This window comes from Streptomyces sp. GESEQ-35, from assembly GCF_017948485.1.
Classification (GTDB): Bacteria; Actinomycetota; Actinomycetes; order Streptomycetales; family Streptomycetaceae; genus Streptomyces.
Window position 1 is genome coordinate 135,712 of record NZ_JAFFSX010000021.1, and the last position, 24,675, is coordinate 160,386.

Below are 24,675 nucleotides of genomic sequence, written 5' to 3' on the forward strand. Positions count from 1 at the left end.
CGAAGTCAACGAACTGGCATTCCCTGAGCGCCATCGGCCGCTGCCCGCTCTCGGCCTTTTGGATCCCAGTTCCGGAGCCGGTTTCCACAGCGGCGGCGGAGCATGTCCGTGAGCACTCCCGCGCGAAGTCGCAGGCCAAAGCTATCTCCAGGCAGGCGCTCCGCGCGGCGCTCAGAGTCTGCATCCTCTTTCAGCCGCGGGAGCGCGTTCGCATCGCTCCGGTTGGCTAGCCGCAGTCCTGATGGCGGAGTCGGGTGGAGGGCTGTGGGAGTGTCTTTGTCTTCACTGAAGGATGGGTGTTTCTGCGCCGTGTGAAGTTTCAACTGAGCTCTGGGCATGCCGAGTTGTGTGGGACGGCTGTGCCGGGAATGCTGGCGTTTCGCGACACGCCAGCAAGGTGGGGGAGTCCATGGCTGCGGTACTGGGGAGCGATGTCCTTGAGGCGTCGCAGGTGCGGATCCGCTCGGCTGCGGGTGAGGTGGTCGGCGCCGGGTTCCTCGTCGCCGCCGATGTGGTGTGTACCTGCGCCCACGTCGTCGCCCGGGCGGTCGGAGCGCCAGATGCCGTGGAGTGGGCGCCCGGCCAGTCGGTGGATATCGACTTTCCGCTGCTGGATGGCAGTACCCGGCAGGCGACCGTCGTGTCCTGGCGGTTGGGCGGGGCGGATGTCGCGTTGCTGCGGCTCGACGCGGGCGTCGAGGGCGCGAGGCCGGCGCCACTCGTCGACGGGACCGACGTATGGGGGCACACGTTCAGGGCGTTCGGCTACCCGGCAGGCGCCGACCACGGCATCTGGGCCTCTGGGGTGCTGCGCGCCGGGCAGGGCTCGGGCTTGGTGCAGATGGAGGCGCAGCGGCCGGGGCCGCACATCATGGAGGGGTTCAGCGGGGGGCCGGTCTGGGACGATGCGCAGGGCGGCGTCGTCGGGATGACAGTCGCCGCACACGAGGGCGAGAGCACCGCGTATCTGTTGCCGTCGGACGCGCTGGTCGATGAGGAAATCCTGGAGCCTCGCTGCCCGTTCAAGGGACTCGCGGCGTTCACGGAGGACGACGCAGAGTTCTTCCACGGCCGAGACAGTGACATCGTCCGCGTGCACACAGCCGTCAGCGGGCGGGCCGTGACCCTCGTCGCCGGGCCCTCCGGATGCGGGAAGTCGTCCCTCGTGCGGGCCGGGGTGCTGCCCCTGCTGCGGGCCGACGGCATGAGCGTGACTGAGCTGCGGCCGGTGCCCGGGGTTCGGCCGGCAGCCGTGGTCGCACGGGCTCTCATCGGAATCCTGGAGCCGGACGTCGGTGAGGTCAAACGGCTCGTCAAGGCCGAAGAGCTGGTAACACTCCTGGAGACCGGCGACGATATGCCCGTCGAGCTGCGCAGCCGGGTCCTCGCCCGCGGAGAGCGCACCGGGCACGTCCTCTTCGCCGACCAACTTGAGGAGTACGCGGGTGCCGACCCAGGCGCCGCACGGGACCTGTTCGGGATGCTCGCCACCCTGGCGGGCAATGACGGCGCGGCCGTGCTGAGGGTCGTCGCCACCGCGCGGCCCGATTCCCTCGGCGTGCTGGTAACGGCCGACACGTCCGAGCTCGTCAGCGACGGTGTGCAGTTCCTCGCGCCGCTGGTCGCCGACGACCTGGAGCGGGCGGTGACCGTGCCCGTCGACGCCGTGCCTGGGGTGTGGTTCGAGCCGGGCCTGCCGGAGCGGATCGTGGCGGACGCGGGCAATGAGCCCGGGCGCATGCCGCTGGTCCAGTTCGCCCTGACGGAACTGTGGCAGCGCCGCGACCGCTCGATGCTCACCCAAGCCGCCTACGACGATCTCGGCGGCGTCGCGGGCGCCCTCGTGAAGTACGCGGACGACACACTCGACGGGCTGTCGCAGCCCCAACAGGACTGCGCCCAGCGGCTGTTCGTGCAACTGGCCCGGCCCGGCAAGGGCGACATCTTCCGTCGCAGGCCCACCCGCACCGCCGACCTCGCCCCCGAACTGCTCGACCTGGCGCGGAAGCTGGCCCCCGGCAAGCTCGTCGTCCTCTCCCGCGCCCCCGGAGGCACCGAGGGCGAGGAGATCATCGAGCTGGCGCACGAGGCGCTCATCCAGCTGTGGCCACGCCTGAGGCAATGGCTTGTCGACTCCCGCGACTTCCGCGCCTGGCAAGAACAACTGAGGGACGACCTGCGCCGCTGGCAGACCCAACACCAAGAGTCCGCCCGCCTGTTGACCGGAGCCGACCTGGTCGAGGCAGGCCACAGGCTGGCCCACCACTCCGCCGACATATCCGCCGACGAGCGGGGCTACATCCTGCTCAGCCGCCGCCACTCCCGGCGCGGCGCGCGCCTCAAGCAGGCCGCGGTCGGGGCGCTCGCCGTTCTCACGGTGCTCGCCGTCGTGCTGGCGCTCTCCACCAGGACGACCCTCAAACACGCCGAGGAGCAGCTGCGCACCCAGGCCGCCGGCCTGCTCGCCCAGACGGCCGAAGACCGCCCGGGCAGCGACCCGACCACCGCGATGCAGCTTGCGCTGGCCGCCTGGAACACGGAGCAGACCCCCGAGACCCGGCAGGCCCTGCTGCACCAGTACGCGCGCGGACAATACCTGGTCGGAAGCTATCCGTCGGTATGGCAGGGGCAGGTCACCGGCATGGACGCCACCGCTGACGGCCGGACCCTCGTGGTGCGGTCGAAACGTGAAAGCGGCGAGCGACAGACGATCAGTGTAGTGACGGGCTCTCTCCAAGGCAGGCCCCAGGCACGGAAGTTGTCAGGGGTCCCGGAAGGCGAACTGGTGACCGCCCTCAGCCCGGACGGCCGCTTGTTCGCAGCCACGGCTCGTGGTGCGCTGCGGCTGTGGCGGCTGAGCGATCCAGGGCCCCCTCAGGTGCTTGGCCTCGGTGACTACGACGTTCCCAAGGAAGAGATCAGTACGTTCTTGGACTTCAGCAGTGACGGAAAGCGGCTGCTGCTGGCGATGATCGAAGCCGCTGGGGGGTGTTACGTCGGTATCGAGGCGTGCCACCCTTTCGCCGGGGCTTGGCACGTGCCCTCCGGCACCCGTATCGACGTATCGGACCGGATCGCCCCCAGAGGGCTGGAAGGGGCGGCGTTCACGTCGGACGCGGACACTGTCGTAACGATCACCTCCAACGTCTTCAAAATGCTGCCCAGGCGCATCGAACTCCGAGACCTCACCACCGGTCGGCTCCTGTACACCTCCACTGTCGCCAATGGCGACAAGATAGAGCTACGGGCTGGCGGTGAAGTCCTCGTCACAGAAGTCGGCGACTACCTGGACTCCACCGTGTACAGCCAGGTGCTCGGCCGTGCCCCGGGCCGCAAAACCGTCCTGCCCGTCGCGAAGTTGCATCCGGGGGACGCCACCTCGCGGTACGACATGGCCCACGGGGAGTGGACCATCGATTCAGATCCCTGGCCCGGTGGCTACGTCGAGGCAACCCTGACCGACGTGCGCACCGGACGTACCTACCGGACCCGCGTACCCACCTCGGGCGAGACTCCCGCCGCGTACACGGGCGTCGCAGCGGTACCGCGCGCCGGCGGCGGGTTCACCGTCCTCGTGCCTGTCGGCTCGGCGCTGATGGCCGTGCGGGCCGAAGTGGCGGGCATCGAGCAGGCCCCGGATGATGCAAACTTGGCCGCGCTGTCACCCGACGGACGCTCCATAGCCAGAGTGTCCCTTGGGCGCCTTGAGGTCATGAACGCTTCCCGTACCCGCATCCAGTCCGTGAAACTGCGCCACCCCAACACCTTGTGGCCGACCTGGACGGCCGACTCACAGCGGATCGTGCTGTGGGACGAGTACGACGGCCTCTACCAGTCGTACTCCGTACGGGATCTGAGCGACAGCGTGCCGCTCGGCGACGCTCTTCCGAAGTCCAAAGAAGTGGACACGGTCGCCGCGCTGCAAGGCAGCGAAATCGCGGTGCTGACCGAGGACGGATTCCTCGCCCGCGTCAACGCCGCCGACGGGGCTGGGCTCGGCCGCCCTTTCCTCGTCGACCCCACACCCAACCCCGCTGACGCCTCCGATATTGCTGAGGTACGCAGCGAACTCGTCGCCCGTCCCCGCCACCCGGGGCAGGTCGCCGTGGTCACCAACTTGGGAGCCACCCGCGGCGAGATCCTGCTGTGGGACACCCGCAAGGTCCGGCGCACAGCGAAGTTGTCGGGACCAGGCATCGTAGTGCCAAACCACCTCGATACCTTCACCCATGGGCTCGCCTTCGACGCGGACGGCTCGCACCTAGCCGTGCAGAACTCAGACGGCCAGGTGCACGTGTGGGACGTCGACGGCAGGAAGAAGCTGGCCCGCAGCGCGTCCCGATCAACTGACGACACCCTCGTCGGTTTCGGACCCGACGACAGCATCGTCACGTACCTCGCCGAGAAGAAGCAGATCCAGATCTACGACCTGACGGGCGGCGACGCCACCACCCTGGCGGTAGATGGGGGGAACCTCACCAACGACTGGCTGTCGGCCTTCGTCCACGGCCCCTACCTGACCATCGAGACCGCCGATCTACGACAAACCTTCGACCTACGCCCAGACGCCCAGTTCCGCACCCTGTGCGCCGCCGCAGGGCGCGACTACACCAAGCCCGAACGCAAGCTCCTGCCGGACGGAACCCCGTCGAAGCCGCCTTGCGCCTGACAGGCCCCGCACGCGCCGTATGCCGCACGGGCGCGCCAACCGGCTTCATAGACGACCTGGCCGCCCGTTGTCGCGGATGCATAGTCGCCCGAGTAGTGCTCCATGCCGTTTATCGAGCGAACCCGCGCCACGGTTCGGACTCGTCGAAATCCCTCAACCGAAGTCGCCGGGAGGGTATTTCACGAGCCCACCGTCCACATACCGAATCGACGCCGTGCGGCTCGTGTGCTTGGGAGAGCCCTTGCGCACTCAGTCGTGACGTCGTACTCGGCACCAGCCTTGTCGTACTCGCCCAGGTCCCAGGCCACCCATCCGGCAAGGGCAGCGGTTTCGCCGGCTGCGATGGTGAGAGCCCGCTCGTGCGCGCCGGCGTGAGGCAGGGCTGCGGTCATCGGGTCAAGGTGCGACTCAACCGTGCCTTGCAGGCGCCGGGCACTGAGATTGAGTTCCTGGACGTGCAGGTCAGCAGCTCGGTTGACGAGCGCGATCGCAGCGGGCGTGTCGATGCGGGACCCCTTGCTCAGAGCGAAGGCGAGCCGCCCCCAGGGCTCGGCAGCCGCGCTTACGCCGATGGCGGCGCTGCCCAGCAACTTGCGGCGCTTCACGTCGTCCTGGTCCTCCTCTTCACGGACGTTCCCCCTCCTCCGTCGGGCGCGGGCGGCGTTGGCCTCCCGCAGTAGTTCTTCGAAGGGGACGCCGGAGGCCGCTGCGATGTGGGCGAGTGTGTGGTTCGTAGGGACGTTCTCGAACTTCTCATAGCGGCTGATCTCCCGGCGCGTCAGAGTTGCCCGGCCGGAGACAGCGTTGATCGCGTCTGCCTGCTGCTCTTGCGTCCGGCCTGCGTCATTCCGGAGCCGAAGTAACAGTTCAGCGAACGGATCTGGCATGAGTGTGACCTCTGTCGTGGGCGGAATCCAATCATGGCCCCAATTCCCCTACGAGTTTCCCCCCTTGAAAGATTTTTCCCCCTCTGGATTCCCCTGGTAGACGGCTTCGTAGCGCGGTGCGATGAGCCCATGACAACGTTCCTTAAGCCGGACGACCGAAACCAGCCGGTGCTGCTCCGGGACGAGATCAAGTTACGCGGCCATCTCTTGCCGAATCCGGTCCAGGGCGTGGCCTGCGGTCTCCCTGATCTCCGGCAGCCGGGGGTGCGCCGCGCGCACGATGCGTTGCAACTGGTGGGGAAGTCGCTGGCGACTAGCTTCGTCGACCGCGGTGTGCAGGGACTGCGCGGCGCTGCTGCAGTCGTCGGCGGTCAGCCGTACTTGGGCCACCGTGATGAGCTCGATCACCCGCCACTGGGGTGCGACGGTGGTCGTCGGCACAGGGCTGCCCTGCTCGATCAGTTGTATAGCTACGCCGGTCCTGCCGGTGGTCATCAGCCCGCGCAGTCGGATCTCGTGCAGGGCGTAGGGGTTGAACAGCGACGTGTGTTCGGTCTCGTCGAGGAGCCGGTTCGTCTCGCGCATTGCCTCGTCGAACAGGGGCTGGTTGTGGAGGGTGCCGGCCGCGCGAGCGAGGAGCGGGAGTACGGCTGCTTTCGCTGCTGGGTCGGGTGCGAGGGCCGCGGCGTGTTGCAGGCGGTCGACGGCGGCGCCGTGGATGCGGGCCTTGCGGAGTTCGTTGCCGTGCATGCGCAGCACGTAAGAGGTGAAGGCCGGGTTGTCGAAGTAGCGGGCGATGTCGATGCTCTTCGCGGTCCAGCGGGCGGCGGTGCTCAGTCGTTCCTCGGGCAGGACGTTGCCGAGGGCGACGCCGAGGCCGACACGGGCTCGGGCCAACAGGTGCAGGGCGTCCCGTTCTGTGTGCCCGTCGTCCATGCGTGCTTCGAGCCGGGCGATCAGGGGCCACAGCTCGGCGACGGCTTCGGAGGCGTGCCCGGACTGTCGGGCGATCTCGGCGAGGCGGACGGTGGACTCGCCGAACTGGAGCATGGCGCGGTGGTCGGTGTCGGCGGGATCGGTGACGCCGACAATGTGCGGAGGCAGACGCAGGGTCTGGGCGATGTGCCGGCGGGAGCCGATGTCCTCGAGGCTGCGTTTGCCGAGTTCGAGGAGCGAGATGTATGTCTTGTCGTAGCCGAGGAGCTGGCCGAGTTCGGTTTGGTTTATGCCGTGTACAGCGCGGTGGAAGCGCAGGATGGCCCCGACGTCGCGGGTGGCCAGGATGGCCTCGGCCTGCGGGGTGGCCCAGTGCCACAGGGCGTGTTGCGCGCGCCGTGCCACCATCGCGTTGTCCATGGTCGGTCACATCCGTGCGTACCAGGTGGCGATGGACTGCTTGTATCCGTCCGGCATTGTCAGTCCTGGCACTTCGTCGGCGGTGAACATGCCGACCTGCTTGTGTTCGTGACTTACCACGGGGGGCACGTCCGGGGTGAGGACGAGGCAGCCGTAGGTGACGATCACGACGCGGCGGTCCGGCATGGTCACGGGCAGGGGCTGGTAGATCCACACGTCCAGGAGGGGACCGGCCTTGACCGCCCAGCCGGTCTCCTCCTCGATCTCCCTTTCCACTGCCAACTCCGGTGTGCCGTCGGTGGGTTCGAGTCGGCCTCCGGGCAGTTCCCACTCCTCGCGTTCGTTCTTCAGCAGCAGGACGCGTCGGCGGCTGTCCACGGCTACGCCCTTGACGGAGACGGGCCAGGTGGGGGGCGTGTGCGCCATCGCTCTCCTCGGATTCCACGTGCGGCCGGGGGTGGTCGGAACGTAGCACGCGGCCCGTGCTGCGAGTCGGGCGTGGGCGAATTGCCCGAGTCGACAGTCTGTCGCTTTACCCCCGAGGCGTCGGCGCCGAACAGTGAGACCAATCCATCGCCGCGAAGGAGTTCCGTGATGCGCCGAGTTCATCAGCCGTACGCCGACGTCTTCGTGCGCAATCGTATCGATGTCACCGTGCCGGGGGCGGAGGAGGAGATCGCAGGAAGGCTGCGGGATACGGGCCTGGTCACTGTCGATGGTCTCGCCTCGCGTCCTGCTGTGCTCGCTTTTGCCACCCGGATCATGAATGTGGTGTCGCATCGCGACAGTGACCAGGACGGCCTCACCACCATCCGGGACACGCGGCGCGACGCGCATCGGTCGGGCCTGCCGGGTTCGGCAACGGTCCGCTTGACCCGCACACGGAACGCTCCGGCACACCCAATCCGCCCCGTCTGATGCTCCTTGTGTGCGGGCAGGCTGCCGTGACCGGCGGGGAATGCCTGCTCACCGACGGGCAGGCCGTGCACGCCGACCTCTTCACGGGTCAGCGGGAGGCCGGGGTTGCGCTGACACAAGCCCGCACCGCGTTCTTCGGCGCTGGAGACGGTCATGCCACGCAGGTGTTCACCGTCCACAACGGTCTGCGGGTGTCCGTTCGTCTGTGGTTCGACGGACTGGCGCGCTGGAATCCGATCGTTGCGCCCTACCTTCCGCAGCTGCGGGCCGCAGCGTCACGTCATCAGGTGGGTCTCGCCCTGGCTCCCGGGCAGGGGTACCTGCTGGACAACGAACGCTGGCTGAACGCGCGACGTGCCTTCACCGGCGATCGGCTCTTCTGGCGCGCTCTTGGCCAGCCCCTGCTTCCCATGCCGTGAGGGTTCGTTCCCGCCCTCACCTGCGTCCGTACCCCCTCGCTTTCTGAGGCGGCTGATGACGGAGCGAAGCATGACGCTCGCCACAGGAGCGATGACGTCCCCCACGTCTGTCGCCGTTGCCTGGTCAGCTGGGGACCGGCCAGTGGAGAGCGGCTTCGAGGTCGACTTCCTGCCGGCTGACAACCGCACTGGGCAGATGAGACGGATCACCAGGGCCCAGCTGCGCCACTGGGACCTGACGACGCTGGCCGACGATGCCACGCTCGTCGTCTCCGAGTTGGTCACCAACGCCATCAAGCACGGTAGGGGAACACCGGTTGGAGTGCGGGTGCGGCGCTCCGTCTATGAACTGCGCATCGAAGTCACCGACGGCTCCCCAACTCCGGCCCGGCTGCGTTCCGCCGGCATGGCCGACGAGAGCGGCCGCGGCCTGCTACTCGTCGCAGCCATCGCGAAGGAGTGGGGCGTGAGCCCCGACTGGCACCATGACATGGTGCTCCCTCGCGATCCCCGAAGGGGGACCGTGATGGTCGCAGTGACGGCTGACGTCGCCGTGCGGTTGCTGAGCCCGCGAGCCTCCAACGATCACGAGACGGTGGGTGCGGTCCTCTACGGCCTTCGCCGCTCCCTCGCCAGCGAGGCGATCGACGAGCAGCTCTACGACGACTTGGAGGCCGTGCTCGGCGAGCGCGCCCACCCGGCTCCGCATGAAACCGCCGTGATGGCGGGGCGCTTTCGGACGGCGACCACGACGCTCGTGGAGATCGTGCCGCGCCTTGTGCAGCCGTACCCGGTCGATGAGATGCGCCACCTGATCTACCTGAGCGCCGAGCACCCCCACCCCGAGGCTGCACACGGCCACCTCCGCCGGTTGGCCCTGGCCGTCCTCGCGCTCCTGGACCTGATGGGAGATGACGCCTCGTGACGCGCTGTCGCCCGCTCCCCGCTAGCCCGTTCATACCGCCGAGAGAGATGAACCGTTCCGTGCGCCCAGCGACCGAACCGCGTCTGATCCCCTACATCACCCAGCGGGAGGGGGAGGACGCCGCGCCGGACAATCTCATCATCGTCCGCCACGCCTGCGGCCCCAGGCTCTACTACGCGGATGAGGATGCCCAGGGCAGGGACCGGCCGCTGCGGGGCGTGCTGTGGGCGCGGTGCGGGTTCAACCCGGTGGACGAGCACAAGATGCCGACGGGCGAGCCGCAGTGGAAGCTCATGCACCCCTACCGGCAGATGCTGACGATGCAGGCCCTGCGCTGCCAGGTCTGTACGCAGCCGGCACGAACCCCCCTGGGTTTCATCTTCCTTGCCGGGCCAAAGGACGAGGACCCCTCATGGGCCACGCTCCGTACGAACCAGCCTCCGGTATGCCCGAAGCATGCCCGCGCCGCTGCCGCGCTCTGCCCGCACCTGGAGAAGAACCCGATGGTCTTCCTTGCGAAGAGTGCACCCTTGTACGGGGTCCTCGGCACCCTCTATGGCCTCAACGCGAACCAAGTGGTGCACGTCGCCGCCCAGCCGGACGACGCCCTGCCCTTCGGACACCCGGACATTGCCACCCTGCTCGCCTCGCAGCTCATCCGCCGGCTGAGTTCCTTCCGCGTTGTCGGCATGGACGAGCTGATGCAGGAGCTCCCCGCGAGAGCCACATAGGCACTCGTCCCTCCCTCGACGCGGACGAGCTCCAGGGAGGGACGGGATGCACCTCCCGGTGCCGGGCCGTCTTCCCCTCCCCGGGCGGCCCGGCACCGGGACCCGTCACCGATCCGACTCACTCAAGGGGGCAACCCGTGCACGATCTACTTCCCGGCTTCGTCGACCGGCTACTCGATCAGGGGAGCGACCCGGGCGAGATTCCCGAGGTCCCGGTATCCAGTGCCACGGGATGGCTTGGGCCCCTCGCCGCGCGGATTCTCAGCGTCCCCAGCGCGGGCACGCATCGGCCCGCGGACGCGTTCCTCGCTCACGGCTACGTCCACCTCCCGCTTCCGGCGCCCGACGGCCGTCCGGTCTACCTGCGCCTGGGTTCCCGTTCCGCCATGGTGCCGTGGCCCGTACTTGCCACCTCTGTCGTTTTGACGGTTGCGGGCTCCGTCGCGCTGGAGATGTATCAGGAAGTCGCCGACTCGCTGGCCGGCCGCCCGCAGTACGCGCGTAGCTTCGGCCCCGAGCAGGTGTTCGCCGTGCACCCGGGCACGCAGTGCGCGACCCAGAGCAGCCCGGGCGGCGTGCAGGTCCTCGCCGCCGCGAGTACCTCACCGCGGGTGGGCACGTCGCTGACCGGCGACGCGTACGCGGCCGCCGTCCAGCGCGCCCGATGGGTCCTCGAAGGCCTCGCCCATGGCGCTCCGGCAGGGGATCGACGGTGAGGACTGCAGCCACCTGGCTGGACCGGGTGCCGTCGCTGGATATCCCGGATCTGCGTGAAGTGCACCGCATCACCCGCGCGCTCCTTGACCAGCTCGCCGGCGACCGGGACCTGTTGACCCTGCTGGTCAGAGAAGTCCTGCACGACCCTGAACGGCTGGCAGCCAGCCGCGTCACGCTCCTGCTCGATCGGCTGTCGCTCTATCAGGCGCCCGACCGCGGCTTCGAAATCCGCCTCAATATGAACCCGCGGCCCGACAACCAGCTTGTTCCGCACGACCATTGCTATGCGTTCGCCACCCGCATCCTCGCCGGGGGCTACCTGCATGTCGTTCGCCGCCGCACCGACGGCTGGGACGGCCCGTTTACCGGGGCCGACCTCGAACCCGCCATCGTCACCGTGAAACGGCCCGGCAGCGCGTACACGCTGGACCACACGATGGTGCACCAGGCGGTGATGGAGCCGGGCACCGTCACCCTGTTCGTGCGTGGCCCCCGCCGCAAGCAGGACTCCCACGCGGCGAAAGAGCTGATGCCGCCCAAGGAGACCTGGCCGGCTCCGGCCGGGCCCGGCGCCTGGGCCGTCGAGTCCCGGCCCGCGACGGTCGAGGAGTACACGCAGATGCGCACTTACCTGATGCAGCAGCGCTTCATCAACTGATGGTCCGGCATTCCGTGAGCCCCGCGCGCGCAGGTTTCGTGACGCGAGAGGCTACGGCGCACAACCGCACTTCGTGAGGAGCATCCGATGACCGTCGTACTGACGACTGACCACCCGGCATGGCAGACCGGTGACGACGAGCAGCATGCACGCGCCGTTCGTACCCCCTCCGGGATCTGGACCCTGTCCTTCGACCGGCAGGGCCTGCATATGACGTGCGTGCACGGCACGGAGGACGTGAAGCCCGCGTTCGTCACCACAGACCCCGCCCGTACCCGCCGCCGCTCCCGCGTCGCTCCGGGACGGTCTGCATCAGCTGGGCACCACGCAGCGCTTGGCCAATCCGTGGCTCTGGGACGCGATCACCACCGCCCTCCTGCGGCAGGTCGTCCGCGCCGACCAGGCCCGCAAGCTGCTATTGGTAACCCGGGCTATCGGAACCTGCGGAATGCTGTGGCGCAACAGGCGGCGATCGCCTCGGGACGACGATTAGGTCTGGGTGTCGACCTGGTCGATGGCGACGACAAGTTCTTCGACCAACACCTGGTGCTGCTCTCGCTCGGTATGCCGTGTTGGGCTGGTCAGGACCAGCGTCTTTGCCAGTCCAAGAGCCTCTGGTCCAGCGCCCAGCAGTTCGCGGGTGACGATGATGGAGTCCATCACGCCGATTCCACGCGCGCTCAGCATCTCCTGGATGGCTGACATCTCCGTGCCCGTCGCCAGCAGGGGCCGGAGTTCGGCAGTCAGAGCCGAGGTTGCGCCAGGTGGCCATCGCGCGGGGCGCGTTGTCGGTCCGCAAGGCGTCCTCGGCGAAAGTGATGTCGCGGACGTGATGCAGGACTAGCTGCGCTCCCCGCCGTCGGCTCTCGGCTGGAGGTGCCCCGTACGGAAAGAGAAGCGGGCGACGTAAGTAGCCCAGTGTTGATATTCGGACGCGGCGTCCGAAGCGCCAGTCTCCGCGACGACTCGCTCGGTGACCGATGCCAGGCGGCTCCAGATGTACTGAGAGTGCTCGGACGGCTGCTCCTGTCGCGCGGGCTGTTCGCGCGTGTGCACCCTCCGGAGCAGAGCCGTGAAGTCTCCCGGCAGTGCCCCGGTCCCGGCATCGAGCAAGGTTTCCAGGACCACCGCGCCCTGAGCCGGATAGCCGATGAGGACCGCGAGCAGGAGGATCAGCGGTTTGTGGTCGCCCGAACGGACACGCTCGATGTCGGTTTCGTTGAGACAGGTGCGCAGGAGACGGTAGGTGTTCACCAGCCTTCTCGCCGTCCGCGGAGTGGCGATGAGCGGACCGACAGACATGATCATGTCGTGCTCGGCACGCGTCAGCCGAAGTGCTTCGAGCTTCAGCGCGGCCTCGGGGTCCGGATTCTCGATCGCCCAGACCTGCACGGTGCCGTCCTGCGCGCCCGTGGCGAGCCGACGGCCGCTGGGCGAGAAGGCCAGCGCCGTCACGGCCGAAGTCGCCTCCAGCTGTGCGCGGAGCGTGCCGGAGGTGACCTCCCACACTCGGACCCGGGTGTCCTCGGCGACGGCGATCAGGCCGTCCGCACTCAGCGCGATCCGGGCGGTGGCCAGCACCGGTGGCAGTACCTGTGAAGGTGTGATGGGCCCGGGCGTCCCGGCCGTGTCCCACAGTCCCAGGAGTGTCTCGGTACCGATGAGTGCCAGTCGCCGGCCCAGCGGATCCATGACGGTCCGCTCGATCCGGCCGGGGTCGGGGGACACCTCGAAGGAGCCACCGGCGGTTCGGCTCAGCCGTACACCGTCGGCGTCCGCGAGCAGTCGCCATGAGCCGGTCCAGGCCAGCAACGCACCCGCCTGCGGTGCAGTGATGTCCAGTTCGACGACCTCTCCCATGACCCTGTCTTGAACATGGCCCGCGGGCGTTCCGCCAGCCTCGTGCCAGGTCAGCGCCACTTCGGAGCCGTCCTCGGAGAACAGCACGGAAGGGGTGGTGGGGAGGGGCGGATCCGGTGCGCTGACTCTGCTGAGGATGGTGCCGCGCTCGTCCGCCACCAGTGCCACGGCGTCTTCGAACTCGCCGGTGAGCAGCACATTCCCCTCAGGTGTGAACGTGACGGTCATGAGTTCGCCACCGGTGATCTTCTGTGTCAGGTGAGGAACGCCGTTCGCGCGAAGGTTCCGGTGGGTGAGGACGGCCGCGGAGTCGACGGACACGATCAGGGGACGGTCGTCGGTGAGGCCGAGGGCTGCGACGGGACCGGTGTCCTGATACCGGTGCAGCTCGCGGGCGACGACTCGGGGCGTTCCGGGAGCGGCGACCGTCGCGGAGGGGCGTGCCGTCGGCGGCGGCTGTGAGGGTTGGGGTGCCGTCTGCCGAGTGGTCACGGGCTGCTGCTCAGTGGCGACGGCGGCCGCCTCCTCGGGGACGGAGGGCAGGGGCTCGTGCAGGTCGGCACCAACCAGACGCGTGTATCCCGCTGAGGACATGGGTGGCAGGCACAGCGGGATCTGGAAGATCTTTTCCAGGTAGTTCTGGGGCGTGGAGGCCCAGTGCTGGGTGTCCTCCACAGCTGTGGGCACGCTGTCGGAACCCAGAACGTCACGGTAGTGAGCGTGTACCGACCGCAGCAGCCATTGCGCGTCCACGCCGACCACCACGACGAAAAGGGGGAAAGCGAGCAGCAGTTGGATCGCCTGGAGAACCTCGACCACGCGAGGGGGCGGGCATCTGTCGAGGTCGTCGATGTAGAGCACGATGCGTTCGAGGTCGGTGGTGGCGGAGAGGGGCGAGGTGTTCTGTGCGGTGAGCCGGCGACTGAGTTCTTGCAGGTCACGTCGGAGCAGGGCCATCAGGCCTTCGTGCCGCCGGTAGTCGTCATCGTCGAGGCGTTTGAGCGCGTAGGCACGGATGCTGCTCTCCTGTTCCAGGTCCCGGATGCTGGCGTCGATCGCTGCGGTCTGCTCCTCGATCCGGGCGATACGGCGCTGCAGGGCCTCCTGGCGGGCTTGCATCGGTATGCGGCGTTGCCGGTCGACTTCGTTCACCGCGTCCTCGGCCACCTTGAGCGCCTGCTTCAGTCGGCGCAGATAGGGGGTGGCGATCGCGGTCGCCAGGATGGCGGTGCCGAGCATGGACGAGATCGCGGCGATACTCGTGCCCAGGACGTTCCGCAACATGTAGATCAGCGCGGGCCCGAGCAGTACGAACACGGCAATGGCGGCCCCGAGTGCCAGGCGGACAGGCCAGTTGCCTCTGCTGAGTAGCAGCCACAGCCTCTGCAGGCTGTCGGCGGATTCCATCGCCTGAAGCTTCACCTTGCCGACCTGGGTAGCCGAGATTCCCGCATCGGTCAGTGCCTTGTCGGCCTGTTCGAGCACAGACGGCGCAACCACGTCCTGCACCTGCTTGAGGCTGTCGACGGTAAGGAGGCTACGGAGGTCCACCGGTTCGTTCCGGGCGAGGTCCTCAGTCGTCTTGCCGAGCTGCGCCTCAAGACTCCTCTTCTTGTCCTTGAGTTCCTGGCCCAGTACCCGGGCGGAAGGCAGGTCCCGCAGGGTCGCACGCGTATCGGTGTCGGTGAGGGCGAGCCGGTCGAAGATGGCGGAAGCCACGCTGGCCCACAGATTGGCGTCGAGATAGTGCCAGGCGTTGAACTCGACCTCGCACACTCCGCTACACAGGCCCGAGCCGACCTGTTCCAGCTCGGCCTGCTTCGATCTGCGCGCCAACTCCTTGATGCGTTGCCGCATCTGGGCCATGAAGAATGATTTCCCGGTACCCCAGTCGCCGAAGAGCCCGATCGACATCGGCGGTCTCACTTCGCGGGCCATGATCAATTGGCAGAGCGTGTCCACCTCCCGGGATATGCCCAGGCGGTCCTCGCCTTCGGCGACATCGGCGGCGTATCCCGCGTGGAACGCGGCGGGTGCGTCCGTATGGGGAGCTGTCGGGGTCTGGGTCTGAGTCGCCGCCTGTGGAGCGGAGTTGAAGTCCCCCAGAGGCCAGGGACGCAAGCCCTGGGTGTCCCCGATGAGCAGGAGGTTCTGGCCGTTCATCTCCGCGAAGGCCAGCGAGCAGACGTCCGGGCCGCTGCTGGTCACCTCCAGTAGCTTCGTGCCCGCCCCCACGTCCCAGATGTCCATGGTTCCCCCGGGACCACCGACGGCCACGAGCGGGCGTCCCAGCAGTACGGACAGGGCTCGGATCGGCGTCGGCCGGGCCGAGAGAGTTCGGAAGAGAGTCCCGTCGGCCGTGGCCCAGACACGTAGGGTCCCGTCCTCGCCGGCGCTGACGACCACCTCGCGACCGCCGACAGCTGCCACGGCCAGCTTATGGACGGGGCCGGTATGCATGGACTGACGCCACTTCTGCTCACCGGTGGCGTAGTCCCACGCCGCCACGTCTCCATCGGCACCCGCCGAGATGACCAGTGGACCGGCGACGGCGACCGCATTGGCGAAACCCTGGTGTGCCGTCGGGATGTCGATCTGGATGACGCCCTCGGTGTCCCCTCCCCGGATCGAGCCGTCATCGGAGGCGGAGCACACCATCCAGCGTCCCTCCACGGAACCGACGGCCAGGTCGTTGACCTGCGCGGCATGTCTCCACAAGACTCTCTCGACCGAGAGATCGACGCTTGACCGGACCTCTACCGCGTTGCTCTTTCCCGCACACACCAGCGAGTCACTGCCCGGTACCGGCGCTACGGCGAAGACGCTGTCCGTGCGGACCGTGGCTCGCGGAAGCCCGGTTTGCAGGTCGAAGACGCGCAGTGAGTCGTCGCCGCCCAGGGCGACACTCGGTACTCCGTGCGTGTCGTACACGGAGAGGCACCAGGTCCGGCCGGCATCCTCCATTGCCGGGATCGGTGAGGCCGACGGCTGGTATCGAGGGTTGGGGAAGAAGGGGAATTCCGGCTGGTTCAGGGGGTTGATCAGGCTGGTGACCAGCGTTTGAGGCAGATCTTTCTGCTGGGTTCCAAGTTGGTGCTGGATCTCTCGGGCGACAAGTGTCAGGGGTACGTATCTGACGCTCGGGTCCACATTATGGGCGTCTGTGGAAATGGATCTCAGGGTCCGGGCCGTCGCTTGTGTGAACAATCCGTCGAACGCCATTTCGTCAGCATCGGACGCGCCTATGATCCAGACGTGCTCAATGTCCGCTTCGCTGGTTGTTCTCAGGAACTGCGTCGAGCGCCGCGTGACGCTTCCCGCGTGGCTGACATCCAAGAGGAACAGGACCTGCGGGCCTGCGGCCCTGTCGGCCGCCTCCGCGATCCAGTCCTCGACTGTGGCCGCTCCTGCTTCGTCCCCCTCGGCACCTATGACTAGCAGGCGGCCTGAGCGATCCAAGGCGCTGTGGCTGATCACGTGCACAACTAGAACGTCTTCGGGCTCGGCATCACGAATCGCCTTCCGGACCGTTGTATCCATCTCGCGGGACGTTCTATCGGCCAATAGCGAACAGTCGAAATCGAATTCGCTGAGCCTGTCGGCGAGTTCCGCCGCACGCTTCGGAGCGAACGGCAACGGCGGATAACTGCCGGAGTTCTCTTCGCCGGAACCACCGAAATGTGAGCCGGCGATGAGAATGGCCCGCCGTGGCATCCGTTGCTCCATGGACATGCCCCCTGCCCTGCCGTCTACGCGGCGTCACAAACCTTCAGCGTCGCAGGTCCGCTGTGCCTCCGCACCGGAGTCGGCAATGCTCGTCGTCAGCGCCGGGACGACAGCCGCCGTCCAACAGCACATCGGCAAGGTGCCGGGCCAGGGCTTGGCATAGTCACGTGACGCCCAGTTCGTGGCAAACCGCCAGCTCAGCGGTATTCTCGGAACGTGACAGGCACGGCTTCCAAGATCATGGAGTCCTACCTTTCAAGCATGGGTTTCCACTGGTCATTCGTAAGACCGGTGGGCCCAGGGGCTCCGGGTATGGCTGTCATGGAGGAGACGATCGGATGGCTCAGAGAACATGGCCGCCCGGAGCCCCGCGACGACTCGACCGCCAATTGGGATACGCGACTTGATCGCTCTGTAGGACTACGTCGGCGAGGTCGTCTGCGGGGTGGACTGACGACGAGCTGACGGAGGTGGCCGTGCCCAGATTTGGGCCGGGATGAGCAAAGGAGCATCACCACTGTGTGGTGATCAACGAGCGAGGCGAACGGCTGCTGTCCCGCCGAGTCCTGAATGACGAGGCGGCCCTGCTGGAGCTGATTCGCGACGTCCTGGACATCAACCAGGAAGTGTTGTGGGCGGTGGACGTCAATCATGGCGATGCCGCGCTGCGATCGGTCTGCTGCTCAACCACGGTCAGCCCATGGCCTACCTCACCGGCCTGGCCGTCCACCGTGCGTCCGGCACCTACCGCGGTGAGGGCAAGACCGACGCCAAGGATGCCTTCGTCATCGCCGACCAGGCCCGCATGCGTCGCGACCCGGGCCTGCTGCGGCCCGGCGACGAGATAGCCGTCGACCTGCGTATCCTCACCACCCGCCGCACCGATCTCGCAGGCGACCGCACCCGTCAGATCAACCGGCTCCGCGCCCAACTGCTGGAGTTCTTCCCCGCGTTGGAACGTGCGCTGGACCTGACCAACAAGGGTCCCGTCATTCTCCTGAGAGCCTGTGTCTGAGCCTCACATGACAAGTTGAGCGGGGCTCAGACACAGGTCAGGGCGCTATCGCATGGACGTATCCGCCCGTTGACCTACTTAGAACCACCGCGGATAGGTGCCCTCGACGGCGGACTTCAGGATCTTGGAGTGCTTCGGGCAGACCCCGGAGATGCCGTCATTGGACACCATCTCCCCGTCGTCCTACACCAGTTCCTTCGTCGCCAGCCACTGTGCCGGCGGCATCCCCTCCATCTCCTACGTGGTACGAGGGCGGCGACGCCGGCTACATCGAGTACCGAGCCACCAGTACTGAGCGCGGAACCGGCCTACCTATCCGTCATCGACCTCCTGGTCGGCGGCCTCGTTGGCGCGGTCGATCTCGGCCATGTGCTCCTCCGCCCAGGTCCGCAGCCCCGCAAGCGCGGCCTCCAGGGACAGCCCGAGTCCGGTGAGCCGGTAGAAGACCCGCGGCGGCACGGTAGGTTCCACCCGGCGCGACACCAGCCCATCGCGGGTCAGGCTTCGCAGCGTCACGGACAGCATCTTCTGCGAGACGCCAGGCATCCGGCGTCTCAGCTCCGCGAAGCGCACCTCGTCCGGTGCGGCATCGGCGAGCGCCTTGACGGCCATGGACGTCCACTTCGTACCTATGCGATCCAGCAACTGCCGCGTCGGGCACCGGGGATCGAACAGATCGCCGCGCACCCCGCGACCGACGGCCCGGGCTTCTTGGGTGGTCACCTGTGGCTCACCACCTTCCCTGAAAGTGCCGTCTAGGCAGCGGTCGGACAGTTACCTATCGTTCTGTGGTCACCAATGGTAACCAACCGCAGGAGCCGTCTTGCCCGCCACCACCGCACACCAACTGCGCCGCATCGCGACGAACGGCGTCCAACTCAACGTCGCAATCGCCGGGGACGGACCTGCGGTTCTCCTGCTGCACGGCTTCCCGCACACCTGGCAACTCTGGAGCGACATCATGGGCCGACTGGCCGGGCAGTACCGGGTCATTGCCCCGGACCTGCGAGGCTTCGGTGCCAGTACACGAGCCGTCGAGGGTTACGACGCAGGCACCCTCGCCGCCGACGCCGAAGGGCTGCTCGTCGCACTCGGCGAGCCCTCGGCAGCAGTGGTCGGCATCGACGCGGGCACCGCCCCCGCCGTCCTGCTCGCGCTGCGTCGGCCCGGCCTCGTCCGGCGCCTGGTCGTGATGGAGGCACTGCTCGGCCGCCTGCCGGGAGCAGAACACGTCATCGCGGGCGGCGCCCCGTGGTGGTTCGGCTTCCACGCCGTCCCCGGCCTCGCCGAGACCGTCCTGGCCGGCAACGAGGCCCCGTACATCGACTGGTTCCTCGACTCGGGGACGCTCGGGCGAGGAGTACCCGACGACATCCGTGCGGCCTTCGGCCACGCGTTCACCGGGAACGGGGCTCTGCGCTGCGCGTTCTCCTATTACCGGGCCCTGCCCACCAGCGCGCAGCAGATCCAGGACGCCGTCGCGAAGGCTCGGCTGACCATGCCCACCATGGCCGTCGGCTCTCACCCCGTCGGCACCGGGCTCGAACGCCAACTCCGTCCCATCGCCGATGACCTGGTCGGACACCATCTCCAGGACTGCGGCCACATCATCCCCCTCGACCGCCCCGACGCATTGTTCGCGCTCCTTGCTCCCTTCCTCTCCGCCGATCTGCCGAAGTGACCGGAGCGGGCCGAAGGATCACGGTCGGCGGTTCGGGCGTTCGTCCCAGCGGTGAGTTGTCCAGGACCGCCGGATCAGGTTGCGCACGGTGATGATTGTGTCGGCGAGGTCGAAGAAGGCATCAATGACAGTGACGCGACGCTCATAGCAGCGGGCGAGACGGTGAAAGGCGTTCTGCCACGCGTGAGTGCGTTCGACGTACCAACGCCGACTGGCCTGAATGGGCGCCTTCTCCCCCTTGTGTGTTGGACGACTCTCTGTATGAGCACGTAGCCGGGGGTCGGCGACACTCGCGGTGGACATGAGTGCTGATCTTGGTGGGCAGCCTGATCTTGCTTCGTGCACGACGACACGGTGTGCACGAGGTGGAGGTGTGAGGTGCTCATCGTCGACACCGACGTCGTGCTCGTGGAACGCCAGCTGCGGGCTGGTGAGTTGACGTGTCCTGCGTGCGGGGCCGTGCTCGCGCCGTGGGGACACGGCCGGCCGCGGGAGATCCGTGGTGATCTTGGGTCACGGCTGTTCGTACGTCCTCGTCGTTCACGCTGTACCGGCTGCCAGGTCACGCACGTGCTGCTGCCGGAGATGCTGTGGCCGCGGCGGTCGGATGCGGCCGAGGTGGTCGGGGCCGGGCTGGAGATAGCTGCCCTGGGCATGGGGCACCGCCAGGTCGCCGCTCATCTGGGGCTGGCGGACGGCACGGTCCGCGGCTGGATCCGCCGCTTCCGCCGCAGGTCGGAGGACGTGCGCCGGTACTTCACCGTCGCCCTGGTCGCGCTCGCGGACGATCCGGTGATGCCGGAACCGACACAGACGCCGCTGTCGGATGCCGTCTCGGTCGTCGCGGCCGCCCATCGCGCGGCCGTGACAAAGTGGCCGCAGATGAACACGGTGTCGCGATGGGTCTTCGCCGGCCGGGCGATAGATGGCCGGGTGCTGACCTGCACTCCTTCAGCCAGTTGATCAACACGGGCCGCCCCTGGGCGGCGATCGGAGGCGCCGGAAGTCTTGATCGTGTCCGCCCCAAGAGGAGGCGGACGCTGATCGAGATGCGAGGAGAGTCCGCGCATGGCATTGAGCGAGGACGAGGACCGCCGCCGGGCGGAGAAGGCCCGGCAGGTCGGTCTGTTCCGCTATTCCCTGATCCAGGACCTGCTGGACAACAGCCTGACGACCCGCGAACGAGGCCGCCTCGCACGGGAGTTGGCAGAGAAGGAACACACTGATCCGTTCGGCCGGCAGGTGAAGGTGTCCAGGGGCACGATCGACCGGTGGACGCGGGACTACCGCGGCGGTGGGTTCGCCGCGCTGGTCCCCGAGCCGCGCAAGGCGGTCCCCCGGACGCCGCCGGAAGTGCTGGAGCTGGCGGCCGCGCTGAAGCGGGAGAACGTTGGCCGGACGGCCGCGCAGATCCAGCGGATCCTGCGGACCACGCAGGGCTGGTCGCCGACCGAGCGCACACTCCAGCGGCACTTCGTGAACGCCGGCCTGACCGGGGCCAGCAGCGACAGGAGCGTCTTCGGCCGGTTCGAGGCCACCCGCGGCAACGAGTTGTGGACCGGGGACGCCCTGCACGGGCCGAAGATCGGCGGCCGGAAAACGTACTTGTTCGCGTTCATCGACGACCACTCCCGGGCGATCGTGGGGCACCGTTTTGGGTTCGCGGAGGACACCGTCCGTCTCGCCGCGGCCCTGCGGCCGGCCCTGTCGGCCCGCGGGGTCCCGGAGTCGATCTACGTCGACAACGGGAGTGCCTTCGTGGACACGTGGCTCTTGCGGGCCTGCGCGTCGCTGGCGATCCGGCTGACCCACTCCAAGCCGGGACGGCCGCAGGGACGCGGGAAAATCGAACGGTTCTTCCGCACCGTCAGGGATCAGTTCCTCGTTGAACTCGACGAGGAACGTGTCGGCCAGATCGAGCATCTCACCGAGCTGAACAGGCTGTTCACCGCCTGGGTGGAGACGGTCTATCACCGCGCGGTGCACTCGGAGACCGGACAGCCGTCGATCGAACGCTGGCTTTCTTCGATTCCCACGCCGCTGCCGCTGCCCTCCCCGGCCGATCTGCGGGAGGCGTTCTTGTGGTCGGAGTTCCGCACCGTGACCAAGACCGCGACGGTTTCGCTGCACGGCAACTCCTACGGAGTCGACCCGTCGCTGGCCGGGGCGAGGATCGAGGTGGTCTTCGACCCGTTCGACCTGACCGACATCGAGGTGAGGGCCTCCGGCAAGACGGTGGGCAAGGCCCTCCCGCACCACGTCGGCCGTCACGCCCACCCGAAGGCGAGCCCGGAGACTCCGGCCGAGCCGGCACCGCCGACCGGGATCGACTACCTCAAGATCCTAGACGAGGCCCACACCGCGAACACCGCCAAGGGCATCAACTACTCGTCCCTGATGGACGATTCGCGGGGCCGACAGTGAAGCCGGCCCGAGCTGCAGAGTTGTACGTCGACCCCGAACCCGACCTGTTCATGCTCACGCCCCGCGAACTGGCCGACCGGGCCCTGGCCCTGGCCGAGGTCTGCTGCCACCGGGCCGAACACGACGCCGGACCTCTCGACACTCCCGCCGTCCGCACCGCTTTCCGCTCGGTCCGTCTCGCCGTCCGGCTGGGACAGCGGGCCGCGGCCGCCGAGTCGGCCGAACTCGCCGCCGCCCAGGCGGAGTTCTGTCCCTGCCCCAGGAGGATTCCTTGATCGACCGTGTCCAGGGTTACTACGGATTCACCCGCGTCCCCCTCGGCCGTGACCTGGCCCCCTCCATGCTCCACCAGCACATCTCCCACCGGGAGGCCGCGGCCCGCATCGCCTGGTGCATCAACAACCGGGCGATCGGCGTGGTCACCGGCGAGGTCGGCGCGGGCAAGACCGTCGCCCTCAAAGGCGCCGTCTCCTCGCTCGATCCGGCCCGCTTCACCGTGATCTACCAGCCCAACCCGGAGGTCGGCATGCGCGGCCTCTACGACCGCATCGTCACCAGCCTCGGCGGCACCCCGAAATACCAGTCCGCCGCTCTCGCAGCTCAGGCGTCCGCCGCGCTGGCCGCCGAGGTCGACGAGCGCGGACGCACCCCCGCGGTCGTGATCGACGAGTCGCACCTCCTGGACCACCACGAGCTGGACGCGATCCGCATGCTCACCAACTACGACATGGACTCCACGACGCCGTTCGCGGTGTTGCTGATCGGCCAGCCCACCCTGCGCAAGCGGATGAAGCACGGCGTCCTGGCGGCCCTGGACCAGCGGATCGCGATCAGCTACCAGATGCCGACCATGACGAAGGATGAGACGGCCAGCTACATCAAGCACCACCTAATGGTGGCTCGCGGGGCCGGTGAAACCTGAAGCACCACCGGGTCGGAACCCTGTGATCAGACGGGTTCACCGGCCCCGTCCTTGCGGTGCTGCCGCTAGTGATCACGCGATCCAGCCGATGATGTTCGTGGTCCGAGCCCCTCGCGGGAAACACCTCTCAGCTCACTGGGAGCTTTCGAGCCCCTTACAAAGACCGAGGAACCCGCGGGCAGCTGGGGTCACGAACGGCTGATCGGTGATGGGCCATCAGAGCCCTTCCATTAGGGAGTCGCGTGCCTCCACGGCTGTGACCACCAGCAACACGCACTCCCGACGGAAGGACGTGAAACCAACCCATGAGGATCTACTGCGGAATCGACTGGGCCAGCGACCACCACGACCTCGCCCTGGTCGACGCAGACGGCACCCTTGTGGCCCGGGCCAGGATCAGCGACGACATCGCCGGCCTCCAACAACTCCTCAGCCTGCTGGCCGAACACGGCGACACCCTCGAAACCCGCATACCAGTGGCAATCGAGACTTCCCGGGGACTGCTGGTGGCCTGCCTGCGAGCCACCGGACGGCCCATCTATGCGATCAACCCGCTGGCAGCGTCCCGGTACCGCGAACGCCACACGGTCGTGCGCAAGAAGTCCGACCACCTCGATGCGATGGTCCTCGCCAACATTTTGCGCACCGATGCCTCAGCCCACCGGACGCTCCCCGCGAACAGCGAACTCGCCCAGTCCGTCGCCGTTTTGGCCCGCGCACAGCAGGACGCAGTCTGGGACCGCACGCGGGCGGGCAACAAACTCCGCTCCCACCTGCGTGAGTACTTCCCCGGCTACCTCGCCGCCGTCCAACCGATCCTTGGTGGACTGTGCTCACCCCTCGCACGCGCCCTCCTCGCCGCCGCACCCACTCCGGCCCGAGCCGCCACTCTGCCCAGAGCCCAACTGCGAGCCGTGCTGAAGCGGGCCGGGCGACAGCGTGGCATCGAAGCCGAGGCGACACGTCTTCGCGCAGCCCTGCGCAGCCCTCAGATGCGCCAACTCCCGCTGGTCGAGGAGGCGATGGGCCGTCAGACCCTGACCTTGCTGCGGAAGCTGGATGCCGCCTGCACCAGCGCGGACGAACTTGCCGAAGCGGCGGTGGAGACGTTTGAGAGGCACCCGGACTCCGAGATCATCACCAGCTTTCCCGGGCTCGGCTCGCTCACCGGTGCCCGGATACTTGCCGAGATCGGCGACGACCGGTCCCGCTTCGCCGACGCCCGGGCTCTCAAGTCCTACGCCGGAGCGGCACCGGTGACCCGGGCGTCCGGCAAGAGCATGTCCGTCAAGGCCCGCCGCATCAAGAACCAGCGTCTCGCCGCTGCCGGCTACATCTGGGCCTTCGCCTCCCTCACGGCCTCATCCGGCGCCAGAGCCCACTACGACCGCAGACGCGCCCACGGCGATCGCCACATCTCCGCCTTGCGCAATCTCTTCAACCGCATGATCGGTTGCCTCCACCACTGCCTCGACAACCGCGTCCGCTACGACGAGATCATCGCATTTCCCACCGAGCCCGAACCGGTCCTCGCGACCGCAGCTTGACTCCTTAAACGCATCGGATGTCTGACCATCGCCGGACGGTCCGATCCACTGTTCTCCGACGACGCCGTCGACCTGATCCACCTCACCAGCCGCGGCCTGCCCCGCTCGGTCAACAACATCGCTCTGCAGTCCCTCATCGCAGCGTTCGCCGACGAGAAGAGCATCGTGGACGAGTCCTCCACCCGCCTCGCCATCACCGAGACACACGCGACGGATTGAC

General features: G+C 67.8%; 18 protein-coding genes and 3 pseudogenes. 15 read left to right on the forward strand and 6 right to left on the reverse strand.

Going from position 1 to position 24,675, the window contains the following annotated elements:
• Positions 1–409: 409 nt before the first annotated feature.
• Positions 410–4,669, forward strand: a complete 4,260-nt coding sequence (locus KCH87_RS33015; RefSeq protein ID WP_210590784.1) for a trypsin-like peptidase domain-containing protein — start codon at positions 410–412, stop codon at positions 4,667–4,669.
• 179 nt (positions 4,670–4,848) lie between these two features.
• Here the strand turns inward: KCH87_RS33015 and KCH87_RS33020 are convergent, their stop codons facing one another.
• The 3 genes from KCH87_RS33020 to KCH87_RS33030 all read right to left on the reverse strand — a co-directional run bounded on the left by KCH87_RS33020 (position 4,849) and on the right by KCH87_RS33030 (position 7,338).
• Positions 4,849–5,556 carry a helix-turn-helix transcriptional regulator gene (locus tag KCH87_RS33020; RefSeq protein WP_247197179.1) on the reverse strand — a complete coding sequence of 236 codons (708 nt, stop codon included), beginning with the start codon at positions 5,554–5,556 and terminating at the stop codon, positions 4,849–4,851.
• 192 nt (positions 5,557–5,748) lie between these two features.
• Entirely contained in the window at positions 5,749–6,912 is a 1,164-nt protein-coding gene (locus KCH87_RS33025; RefSeq protein WP_210590786.1) for a helix-turn-helix domain-containing protein, read from the reverse strand.
• 6 nt (positions 6,913–6,918) lie between these two features.
• On the reverse strand, positions 6,919–7,338 hold the full coding sequence (locus tag KCH87_RS33030; RefSeq protein WP_210590788.1) for an NUDIX domain-containing protein: 420 nt from the start codon (positions 7,336–7,338) through the stop codon (positions 6,919–6,921).
• Between the two features lie 168 nt (positions 7,339–7,506).
• Between KCH87_RS33030 and KCH87_RS33035 the strand changes: the two genes are divergently transcribed.
• The 7 genes and pseudogenes from KCH87_RS33035 (at position 7,507) to KCH87_RS33070 (ending at position 11,982) form a co-directional block, all read left to right on the forward strand.
• Positions 7,507–7,830: a hypothetical protein gene (locus KCH87_RS33035; RefSeq protein ID WP_210590791.1), complete on the forward strand. Its 324-nt coding sequence runs from the start codon at positions 7,507–7,509 to the stop codon at positions 7,828–7,830.
• A pseudogene (locus KCH87_RS33040) lies at positions 7,815–8,249 on the forward strand (TauD/TfdA family dioxygenase); the annotation flags it as partial. The gene KCH87_RS33035 and the pseudogene KCH87_RS33040, both read left to right, overlap by 16 nt.
• A gap of 196 nt (positions 8,250–8,445) precedes the next feature.
• On the forward strand, positions 8,446–9,174 hold the full coding sequence (locus KCH87_RS49525) for an ATP-binding protein (protein WP_247197181.1): 729 nt from the start codon (positions 8,446–8,448) through the stop codon (positions 9,172–9,174).
• Between the two features lie 59 nt (positions 9,175–9,233).
• Positions 9,234–9,905 (forward strand): hypothetical protein, encoded by a 672-nt coding sequence (locus KCH87_RS33055; RefSeq protein ID WP_308298978.1) that lies wholly within the window; start codon positions 9,234–9,236, stop codon positions 9,903–9,905.
• Between the two features lie 137 nt (positions 9,906–10,042).
• Positions 10,043–10,621, forward strand: a complete 579-nt coding sequence (locus tag KCH87_RS33060; protein WP_210590795.1) for a hypothetical protein — start codon at positions 10,043–10,045, stop codon at positions 10,619–10,621.
• Positions 10,618–11,280 (forward strand): hypothetical protein, encoded by a 663-nt coding sequence (locus KCH87_RS33065; RefSeq protein ID WP_210590798.1) that lies wholly within the window; start codon positions 10,618–10,620, stop codon positions 11,278–11,280. The genes KCH87_RS33060 and KCH87_RS33065 overlap by 4 nt, the downstream gene beginning before the upstream one ends.
• Positions 11,281–11,367: 87 nt before the next feature.
• Positions 11,368–11,982, forward strand: coding sequence for a hypothetical protein (locus KCH87_RS33070; RefSeq protein ID WP_210590800.1), 615 nt, complete (start codon positions 11,368–11,370; stop codon positions 11,980–11,982).
• 138 nt (positions 11,983–12,120) lie between these two features.
• On the opposite strand, the gene KCH87_RS33075 is transcribed toward KCH87_RS33070, so the two are convergent.
• Positions 12,121–16,866, reverse strand: coding sequence for a P-loop NTPase fold protein (locus tag KCH87_RS33075; RefSeq protein ID WP_210590802.1), 4,746 nt, complete (start codon positions 16,864–16,866; stop codon positions 12,121–12,123).
• A gap of 521 nt (positions 16,867–17,387) precedes the next feature.
• Here KCH87_RS33075 and KCH87_RS33080 point away from each other — a divergent pair.
• Positions 17,388–17,866, forward strand: a pseudogene (locus tag KCH87_RS33080) (IS110 family transposase); the annotation flags it as partial.
• Between the two features lie 327 nt (positions 17,867–18,193).
• Here the strand turns inward: KCH87_RS33080 and KCH87_RS33085 are convergent.
• Complete coding sequence (locus KCH87_RS33085; protein ID WP_210590804.1) at positions 18,194–18,604, reverse strand: helix-turn-helix domain-containing protein; 411 nt, start codon at positions 18,602–18,604, stop codon at positions 18,194–18,196.
• Positions 18,605–18,704: 100 nt separating this feature from the next.
• Here KCH87_RS33085 and KCH87_RS33090 point away from each other — a divergent pair, with 100 nt between their 5' ends.
• A complete protein-coding gene (locus KCH87_RS33090) occupies positions 18,705–19,562 on the forward strand; it encodes an alpha/beta fold hydrolase (RefSeq protein ID WP_210590805.1) in 858 nt (285 codons plus the stop codon).
• Positions 19,563–19,580: 18 nt separating this feature from the next.
• Here the strand turns inward: KCH87_RS33090 and KCH87_RS33095 are convergent.
• Positions 19,581–19,814, reverse strand: a pseudogene (locus KCH87_RS33095) (IS5/IS1182 family transposase); the annotation flags it as partial.
• 156 nt (positions 19,815–19,970) lie between these two features.
• Between KCH87_RS33095 and KCH87_RS33100 the strand changes: the two are divergent.
• The 5 genes from KCH87_RS33100 to KCH87_RS33120 all read left to right on the forward strand — a co-directional run bounded on the left by KCH87_RS33100 (position 19,971) and on the right by KCH87_RS33120 (position 24,455).
• A complete protein-coding gene (locus tag KCH87_RS33100) occupies positions 19,971–20,525 on the forward strand; it encodes a DUF6431 domain-containing protein (protein WP_308298981.1) in 555 nt (184 codons plus the stop codon).
• A gap of 105 nt (positions 20,526–20,630) precedes the next feature.
• Positions 20,631–21,986: a DDE-type integrase/transposase/recombinase gene (locus KCH87_RS33105; protein WP_210590809.1), complete on the forward strand. Its 1,356-nt coding sequence runs from the start codon at positions 20,631–20,633 to the stop codon at positions 21,984–21,986.
• A gap of 20 nt (positions 21,987–22,006) precedes the next feature.
• Positions 22,007–22,261 (forward strand): hypothetical protein, encoded by a 255-nt coding sequence (locus tag KCH87_RS33110; protein ID WP_210590811.1) that lies wholly within the window; start codon positions 22,007–22,009, stop codon positions 22,259–22,261.
• Complete coding sequence (locus KCH87_RS33115) at positions 22,258–22,908, forward strand: ExeA family protein (RefSeq protein ID WP_210590813.1); 651 nt, start codon at positions 22,258–22,260, stop codon at positions 22,906–22,908. The genes KCH87_RS33110 and KCH87_RS33115 overlap by 4 nt, the downstream gene beginning before the upstream one ends.
• A gap of 305 nt (positions 22,909–23,213) precedes the next feature.
• Positions 23,214–24,455 carry an IS110 family transposase gene (locus KCH87_RS33120; protein WP_210590816.1) on the forward strand — a complete coding sequence of 414 codons (1,242 nt, stop codon included), beginning with the start codon at positions 23,214–23,216 and terminating at the stop codon, positions 24,453–24,455.
• Positions 24,456–24,675 lie beyond the last annotated feature (220 nt).

Coding starts and splice junctions, on each gene's coding strand:
- KCH87_RS33015 (WP_210590784.1), top strand. CDS start 410: ATGGCTGCGGTACTGGGGAGCGATGTCCTTGAGGCGTCGCAGGTGCGG.
- KCH87_RS33020 (WP_247197179.1), bottom strand. CDS start 5,556: ATGCCAGATCCGTTCGCTGAACTGTTACTTCGGCTCCGGAATGACGCA.
- KCH87_RS33025 (WP_210590786.1), bottom strand. CDS start 6,912: ATGGACAACGCGATGGTGGCACGGCGCGCGCAACACGCCCTGTGGCAC.
- KCH87_RS33030 (WP_210590788.1), bottom strand. CDS start 7,338: ATGGCGCACACGCCCCCCACCTGGCCCGTCTCCGTCAAGGGCGTAGCC.
- KCH87_RS33035 (WP_210590791.1), top strand. CDS start 7,507: ATGCGCCGAGTTCATCAGCCGTACGCCGACGTCTTCGTGCGCAATCGT.
- KCH87_RS49525 (WP_247197181.1), top strand. CDS start 8,446: ATGAGACGGATCACCAGGGCCCAGCTGCGCCACTGGGACCTGACGACG.
- KCH87_RS33070 (WP_210590800.1), top strand. CDS start 11,368: ATGACCGTCGTACTGACGACTGACCACCCGGCATGGCAGACCGGTGAC.
- KCH87_RS33075 (WP_210590802.1), bottom strand. CDS start 16,866: ATGGAGCAACGGATGCCACGGCGGGCCATTCTCATCGCCGGCTCACAT.
- KCH87_RS33105 (WP_210590809.1), top strand. CDS start 20,631: ATGGCATTGAGCGAGGACGAGGACCGCCGCCGGGCGGAGAAGGCCCGG.
- KCH87_RS33120 (WP_210590816.1), top strand. CDS start 23,214: ATGAGGATCTACTGCGGAATCGACTGGGCCAGCGACCACCACGACCTC.